9 protein-coding genes are annotated in these 7932 nt (G+C 61.3%); 6 read left to right on the top strand and 3 right to left on the bottom strand.

What is annotated here, in order from left to right:
- On the bottom strand, positions 1-1580 hold a 1580-nt coding region (locus QZ498_RS16780; RefSeq protein WP_294624322.1), incomplete at its 3' end, for an NAD(P)H-hydrate dehydratase.
- Positions 1581-1756: 176 nt separating this feature from the next.
- Here QZ498_RS16780 and QZ498_RS16785 point away from each other — a divergent pair.
- The 5 genes from QZ498_RS16785 to QZ498_RS16805 all read left to right on the top strand — a co-directional run bounded on the left by QZ498_RS16785 (position 1757) and on the right by QZ498_RS16805 (position 6001).
- Positions 1757-2095, top strand: a complete 339-nt coding sequence (locus QZ498_RS16785; RefSeq protein WP_294624324.1) for a P-II family nitrogen regulator — start codon at positions 1757-1759, stop codon at positions 2093-2095.
- Between the two features lie 43 nt (positions 2096-2138).
- Positions 2139-3545, top strand: a complete 1407-nt coding sequence (glnA, locus tag QZ498_RS16790; protein WP_294624326.1) for a type I glutamate--ammonia ligase — start codon at positions 2139-2141, stop codon at positions 3543-3545.
- 122 nt (positions 3546-3667) lie between these two features.
- A complete protein-coding gene (locus QZ498_RS16795; protein WP_294624328.1) occupies positions 3668-4462 on the top strand; it encodes a lytic transglycosylase domain-containing protein in 795 nt (264 codons plus the stop codon).
- Positions 4463-4651: 189 nt separating this feature from the next.
- Positions 4652-5083, top strand: a complete 432-nt coding sequence (locus tag QZ498_RS16800; protein ID WP_294624329.1) for a glyoxalase superfamily protein — start codon at positions 4652-4654, stop codon at positions 5081-5083.
- A 177-nt stretch (positions 5084-5260) separates the two neighbouring features.
- Positions 5261-6001 carry a hypothetical protein gene (locus QZ498_RS16805; protein ID WP_294624331.1) on the top strand — a complete coding sequence of 247 codons (741 nt, stop codon included), beginning with the start codon at positions 5261-5263 and terminating at the stop codon, positions 5999-6001.
- On the opposite strand, the gene QZ498_RS16810 is transcribed toward QZ498_RS16805, so the two are convergent.
- Together QZ498_RS16810 and QZ498_RS16815 are read right to left on the bottom strand one after the other, a co-directional pair.
- A complete protein-coding gene (locus QZ498_RS16810) occupies positions 5967-6734 on the bottom strand; it encodes a DUF3445 domain-containing protein (RefSeq protein WP_294624333.1) in 768 nt (255 codons plus the stop codon). The genes QZ498_RS16805 and QZ498_RS16810 overlap by 35 nt on opposite strands.
- An 88-nt stretch (positions 6735-6822) precedes the next feature.
- Positions 6823-7218 carry a DUF6314 family protein gene (locus tag QZ498_RS16815; protein WP_294624335.1) on the bottom strand — a complete coding sequence of 132 codons (396 nt, stop codon included), beginning with the start codon at positions 7216-7218 and terminating at the stop codon, positions 6823-6825.
- A gap of 91 nt (positions 7219-7309) precedes the next feature.
- Here QZ498_RS16815 and QZ498_RS16820 point away from each other — a divergent pair.
- Positions 7310-7932: lyase family protein (locus tag QZ498_RS16820; protein WP_294624337.1), on the top strand; the 623-nt coding region annotated here is incomplete at its 3' end.

Consider the following 7932-nt stretch of genomic DNA (forward strand, 5'->3'; position numbering starts at 1 on the left):
ACCTTGGGCAATTCCTCGGGCAAATCCTCGGCGACCAACCCCGGCCCGAAGCTGCGCGCGCATTCCACATGCAGCCAAGCGGCCATCTCCGCCGCCTGCATCGGCGCAAAACCCCGCGCCAGAAGCCCGGTGATGAAGCCCGCCAGCACATCGCCGGCCCCGGCAGTCGCCAACCACGGCGCGGCCCTCTCATAATGCGCCGAATTGATGCTGCAGCGACCATCGGGATCGGCGATCACCGTATCCGGCCCCTTGAACAGCACAACGCAGCCCGCCCGCTTGGCCGCGTCCCGCGTCGCATCCACCTTGGAATAGGCCGGGCCTCTGGTGGGCGCCGCATTCAGCTTATCGGCAAGGTCGGGAAATAACCGCGCGAACTCTCCGGCATGGGGGGTCAGTACACAGCCGTCATGCAGAAGATTGAACAGCGCTTCGGGCGCATCACCAAAAGCTGTCAGCGCATCGGCATCCAGCACCGTGGCGCGCGGCTCCGCGCCGCCGCATAGCACCGGCACCAATTCCCGCGCCCGCTCCACTCCCAGCCCCGGCCCAAGGCAAGACGCGTTAAGCCGTTCGTCCTGCAAAACCTCGGCCAGCCCTGCGCCATCGTCCACACGCCGCAGCATCAATGCGGTGATCTGACAGGCCACCTCCATCTGCGCCGGCCCCGGAACACCCAGCGTCACCAGCCCCGCCCCGATCCTGAGCGCCCCCCGCGCCGCCAATCGCGCCGCGCCGGTGCGCCCCGCACCGCCCGACATGATCAGAGCATGACCGTGGGTGTATTTGTGGCCATACGTATGCTTGGGCATTAACGAAGTTGGCCGCTCAACCAATCTGACGATTTCGCCCGGCGGCACCGCCGGGTAGCCCCCGGCCGCCCCCCCGGGCGGGGGCTTCACCCCCACCCGCGGCCGGGGGCTGCCCTCTAGGCCAATGTCTTTAACGACGGTTTTGCCGCACTTGAATGGCCCCCAATTAAGATGATGTCCCAGCTTGAATGCATGGAAACTGACCGTTAACCCGGCCAAAACCGTTTCGGTACTGCCTGCCAGTTCTCGCCCACTATCCGAGCAAAGCCCAGAGGGTACATCCACCGCAACCGTCTTGGCGGCTACATCAAGATCAGCGGTGCGGTCAGCTGCCCAGTCGAACAATTCGCCTTCAAGCGCGCGTCGCAAACCGGTTCCAAAAAGAGCGTCGACATACAAATCGGCTTCATGTGCGAATTTTGGAGCTGCTGAGAGGGGCGAAACCGCCCCGAGTTTCCCCCACCGCTCGTAATTCGCCCTGGCATCCGGCGGCAGTTTCGCAGGATCTCCATAGAGGAACACCTCCACCTCCCAGCCCCACTCTTTCAACAGCCGGGCCACCACGAACCCGTCGCCGCCATTGTTGCCCGGCCCGCACAGGACCACGGCCCGGTGCGCGGTTTTTGCCAGCTCCGGCCATTCCTCGAAAATCGCCTCGACCACGCCGCGCCCGGCGCGTTCCATCAGCTCCAGCCCGGTCAACTGACCCGACTCAATCGCGGCCTGCTCAACCGCGCGCATCTGCGCCGCAGTCAGTAATTCGGTCATTCCTAGCGCCTTTCGCGATTCAATTCCGCTCCATATGCGGGCACACTGCCTATTTTTTAGGCACCGCCAATTCACCCTGTCCGGCAAATCCCGTCACTGAACCCTATCCGATTGAGCCATCCCCTGAGAAGTGATCTCAAACAGTCCAACACCAGAGTGGCGAGGAGGCCAGCCCGATGAAAAAGATCGAAGCGATCATCAAGCCGTTCAAACTGGACGAAGTCAAAGAAGCCCTGCAAGACGCCGGTATTCAGGGCCTCTCGGTGATCGAGGTCAAGGGCTTCGGTCGTCAAAAAGGCCATACCGAACTCTATCGCGGTGCCGAATATGTTGTCGATTTTCTGCCCAAGGTGAAAATCGACGTGGTGATCGATGACGATCAGGTTGATCAAGCCGTTGAGGCGATCATCGACGCCGCCAAAACCGACAAGATCGGCGACGGCAAGATTTTCGTCAGCCCGGTGGAACAAGCCATCCGCATCCGGACCGGTGAAACCGGCTCGGACGCCCTCTAACCCATTCCTCAGACACGACCCAAGCAAACGAAGGGATTTAGACATGAGCGCAAGCGATCTGCTCAAGACCATCAAGGACGAAGACGTTGAATACGTCGACATCCGTTTCACCGACACCCGCGGCAAGCTGCAACACGTCACCGTGATTGCCGATCAGGTCGACGAAGACTTCCTCGAAGAAGGCTTCATGTTTGACGGCTCCTCGGTTGCGGGCTGGAAGTCCATCGAAGCCTCGGACATGAAACTGATGCCCGACACCGAAAGCGCCTATATCGACCCGTTCTATGCCGAGAAGACGCTCTGCGTGCATTGCTCTATCGTCGAGCCCGACACCGGCGAACCCTACAACCGCGACCCGCGCGGCACCGCCGAAAAGGCCGAGGCCTACCTGAAATCCTCGGGCATTGGCGATGTGGCCTACATGGGCCCCGAAGCGGAGTTCTTCCTGTTCGACGATGTTCGTTTCTCGAATTCGATCAACAAGGTCTCCTACGAAGTCGATGCCATGGACGCGTCCTGGAACACCGACACCGAGTATGAGATGGGCAATATGGGCCACCGTCCGGGCGTCAAGGGCGGCTACTTCCCCGTGAACCCGATCGACGATGCCCAAGACATCCGTTCGGAAATGCTTTCGACCATGAAGCGCCTTGGCATGAAGGTCGACAAGCACCACCACGAAGTGGCCTCCTGCCAGCACGAACTTGGCCTGATTTTCGACACCCTGACCAAACAGGCCGACGAACTTCAGAAATACAAATACGTGATCCACAACGTGGCCGCCGCCTACGGCAAATCGGCCACCTTCATGCCCAAGCCGATCTATGGCGACAACGGCACCGGCATGCACGTCAACATGTCGATCTGGAAAGATGGCAAGCCGCTCTTTGCAGGCGACAAATACGCCGACCTGAGCCAGGAAGCGCTTTACTTCATCGGCGGCGTTCTGAAGCACGCGAAAACGCTCAACGCCTTCACCAACCCCTCGACCAACAGCTACAAGCGCCTGATCCCGGGCTTTGAAGCGCCCGTTCTGCGCGCCTACTCGGCTCGTAACCGCTCGGGCTGTGTCCGTATTCCCTGGACCGAAAGCCCCAAAGCCAAGCGCGTCGAGGCCCGCTTCCCCGATCCTTCGGCAAACCCCTACCTGTGCTTTGCCGCGCTTCTGATGGCCGGTCTTGACGGCATCAAGAACAAGATCGACCCGGGCGAGGCGATGGACAAGAACCTCTACGATCTGCCCGCCGAGGAACTCGAAGGCATTCCCACCGTCTGTGGCTCGCTCCGCGAAGCCATGGAAGCGCTGGCCGCCGATCACGACTTCCTGCTGGCCGGTGACGTCTTCACCAAGGACCAGATCGAAGGCTACATCGACCTCAAGATGGAAGAGATCGAAACCTACGAGCACACGCCGCACCCCGTCGAGTTCGGCATGTACTACAGCTGCTAAAACAGCGATGGACAGTGAAATTGAAAAGGGCGCCTTTCGGGGCGCCCTTTTTTCATTTGGCGCAGATGGGGCCTTTTGTCTAAACTCGGGCCATAGTTTACCCATGTCTGGAGAGATTTCCCATGCGCCGCCTCGCCCTGCTCCTCGCCGCCCTTGCCGCCTTCTCCTCCCCTGCCCTTGCCGCACCCTGTGGCAACACCGGAAACGGTTTCGGCCAATGGAAAGCCGCTTTTGCCGCCGAGGCACAGCGCGCGGGCGTCGGTCAGCGTGGGCTTCAGGCGCTGGCAAATGCGCAATATGCCTCGCGTACCATCGCCGCCGACCGCAACCAGAAAAGCTTTCGCTATTCGCTGGATAAATTCATGCAAATCCGGGGCTCGGCCACCATCGTGGCCCAAGGCCGCAAACGGCTGGCGCGTGACCGCAATTTCTACAACGCACTGGAGCAACGCTACGGCGTGCCTGCGGGCGTGATCATCGCCATTCATGGCATGGAAACCGGCTTTGGCCGCTTCATGGGCGACAGTTCGGTGGTCTCGGCCATCACCACTCTGGCCTACGACTGCCGCCGCTCCGATTTCTTCATCCCACACGCAATCGGTGCGCTGAAACTGGTCGACCGCGGCGCGATCACCGGCGGAACCAAAGGGGCCAAGCACGGCGAATTGGGCCATACCCAATTCCTGCCCGGCAATGCGCTGAAATACGGTGTCGACGCCAATGGCGACGGGCGCGTGGATTTCTACAATCAAGCCGACGCACTCGCCTCCACCGCCCATTACCTGCGCCAGAAAGGCTGGCGTCCCGGTGCCGGTTTTCAGGAAGGCCAACCGAACTTCCGCGTCATCAAGGAATGGAACGCCGCCGGGGTTTACCAAAAGGCCATCGCCATCATGGCCGCCCAGATCCAAGGCTGAGCGCCGCGCATCTTGACAGCTCTGCGCCCTCACCCTATGTGCCATGCAGGGGTGCAGGCCCCCGCCGTCCGCAGGCCGAATGGCCATGGTGAAGCCCTGCAGACGACCCTTGCTCTCTGACCCATTTGGTCACGAGCGGCGGCAACGCGGACCCCGTCACACCCCATGTGACCAAGGGGAACAAGACCCATGACACATAAGACCCCCGCCGTTTCGGCGATGAAACAACAGGCCCGCCGCCTGCGGGCTGCACTGCAAGACGCAGGGACGCCGCTGTCGCATTCCGGCGCGCTCGAAACCGTGGCGCGCCAACACGGCCACCGCGACTGGAACACCGCGCAAGCCGCGGCCAGCTGGGAAAACCCCGCGCGATGGCAAGTCGGACAGTCGGTGCGCGGTCGCTATCTCAACCAGCCTTTCACCGGTCGGATCAAATCGGTCAGTGAAAGGATCGGAGGTTTCTGGCGATTGACCCTTCAATTCGACGCGCCGGTTGATGTGGTGACCTCGCAGCACTTTTCGAACTACCGCAGTCAGGTGCGCTGCGTCATCAACGCGCAAGGAACAACGACCGAGAAAACCTCGGACGGCACCCCTCATCTGAGGCTGTTCACGGCCTGAAACACGGCCCGCCGCACCTTCCGAAAAGGCGCGGCGGGCCACTCTTGCCCTCCGTCAGCCGCGCACAGCGCCATAACCAAACCACCAATTTCTCCACAGATTTCTCACTACGGCCACAAACATGTCATTTTTTGCATGTTTTCATTGGCTCGAAACATAAAACCGCATGAGCAGAAAATGACCGAGCAACTTCATGGTACTGTTGCCGTTCTCGAGTTGAAGCCGTTTGTGACCCATAGTTTCGAAGACATCGTCGAAGAGTTCGACCTTGCTTTTCGCCCCCCCAGCCTGACGCGCCAAAGTCTGACGCGCGATGGCGATGACGTCGCGATCATCGAACGCGGCCCAATTCGTATCGTTCTGGGCTGGCTCGAAAGCCCGGTCCACGGCCGCTCGCATCACCTTGTCATCGGCATCGGAACCACCTCGGAGCATGCCGGTGTCGTCCTTGATGCAGAGAGTTACAGGCTCATCAAGGCCCAACTCCTGATGCATGCAGAGGAATATCTGCCGGTCGCCACCGTCCTGCACAAAGAGGCGACCCGCCCCGTCGGCCCGGATCTTGTCGATACCATCGCCGATTTGCTGCACTATTCTTCGTACAGCTACGAGGACCATGACACCGACGGCGCCGATCACGGGCGAACCTGCGACGATACCAGCTATTTCTGCCACGAAGGAAACAACACCTACAAGGTCGATCCCGGCTACACCGTCCACGCCAAATCCTCGGACGTTCTCGATGCCGAATTCGTGTCGATGGAGGCCGTTGAACAAGCCACGCTACCGCGCAAGCTGACCGTCTACACGGTCGGCGCCACGATGATGATGGTCTCACCGCCCGTGGGCGCGACCTTCATCATCTACGCCAGCCTGCGCGCCCTTACCACACCGCAGGACCGGCTGATGCTCCACTAAGCCCCTGCGCGGCCTTGACCATGAAGGTATGGATCGAGAAAACACAGGCCCGCGTATCCGGCAGTCGCACGACACATTGACGTTCCGACCGCAGAAACGGCAAGCTCCGCGCTTCCTGCGCTCGCGGCGCGCTGCGCGCATGCGGCTGAAACAAATCCGGCTCCGCATAGCGCAGCGCATTGAACCGCCAAAGCGACCGGCCCACCTGCACACCGTCGAACAAACGCTGCACCCGTCGCGCGACCCCATCGTCATACTCCGGAACCGGCACATGAATGCCCGTCAATGGCCGCCCGATCTTGTCTGCAAGGCGCCAACTTGCCGGAAAACACACAACCGCCGCCGTCAGGTGATGCTCCGGCCCACGTTTCTCCATCAGGCACAGGTCCTCCTGCACCAAATGCCCCAGCGTTCCCATCGGATCACCGCGATCAAGCGCCACGACCACCCCATCGGGCCGCTCAACCTCTCCCTCACCCACGCGATAGCCCGGCGCATGCGCCACAAGCCAAGCCAGAACGAACTCCAACAACTCCTGCGCCGCCGCCTCGCCCTCGGGCGTTACCGCCAAAACCGCCTCCCGCCGCTCGGCCAACAATCGCGCCCGCTCCGCCATCTGCGCAGCATAAGCCTCATCCACCAAAAGCCAATCGGCCTCTGCCAAGGGCGCAATCCCCGGCAAACGCCGCGCGGTCACATCATAAGGCACACGCGCTTGCAAAATCTCTGGCACATCCAACCCTTCTTCTGTTCATAAATATCCTGGGGGAGACGTTGAAAATTCTCTGATTTTCAATGTCGGGGGCAAAGCCCCCAAATCCTTACCGCCGATACTCACTCTCCATCCGGTAATCCTTGCGCGGCCCGCGCACCCGCCAACGCAGGCGCCAAATCGGCCAATCGGCAAAATCATACACCCCGTCATACTGATCCGGATCACACCAATGCCCGGTCTCGCCACCCTCAACGGGCACCTGATGAAAAAATCGCCCATCCTCGAACCACACCGTCAGGTCCGGCTTCCACAGGTAGGCCCGCCGCGCCTCCATCTCGGGTTGCCCCGGCATGATCAACCGCCCAACCTCCTCATAAGCCAAGCCCTCGTCACAGGGGGCAAACACCGCCTCGCCAATGAGCCGCGCCTCGACGCCAGCGGCCTGCACGATGCGCCGTGACAACCGCCACTTGCCCTCGAAATCCGCCAACTGCATGGTCATTGCGTCTCACTCCCCGGCCCCGGCCTTGCCGCTGCGTAGTCCAGCGTCTAAACCCCCGCCAACCGTTACAGGACAGACAAAGGCTCGTCACATGATTCCCCGCTATTCCCGCCCCGACATGGTCGCCATCTGGTCGCCCGAAAGCAAATTCCGCATCTGGTACGAGATCGAGGCCCACGCCTGCGACGCCATGGCCGATCTGGGTGTCATCCCCCGCGAAAACGCCGAGGCCGTCTGGAAAGCCAATGACGTGGAGTTCGACGTCGCCCGCATCGACGAAATCGAAGCCGTCACCAAACATGACGTCATCGCCTTCCTCACCCACCTTGCCGAACACGTGGGCTCCGAAGAGGCCCGCTTCGTCCACCAAGGCATGACCAGTTCGGATGTTCTGGACACCTGCCTCAACGTGCAACTGGTGCGCGCCGCCGATATCCTGATTGCCGACATCGAAGACCTGCTCGCCGCCCTCAAGCGCCGCGCGCTTGAGCACAAGATGACTCTCCGCGTCGGGCGCAGCCACGGCATCCATGCCGAACCCACCACCATGGGCCTCACCTTCGCGCGTTTCTATGCCGAGATGGACCGCAACCTCGCCCGCATGAAAACCGCGCGCGAGGAAATCGCCACCGGCGCCATCTCCGGCGCGGTCGGCACCTTCGCCAATATAGACCCCCGCGTCGAGGAACATGTCTGCAAAAAGCTGGGCCTTGA

It is taken from the genome of uncultured Roseovarius sp. (assembly GCF_913057115.1).
Classification (GTDB): Bacteria; Pseudomonadota; Alphaproteobacteria; order Rhodobacterales; family Rhodobacteraceae; genus Roseovarius.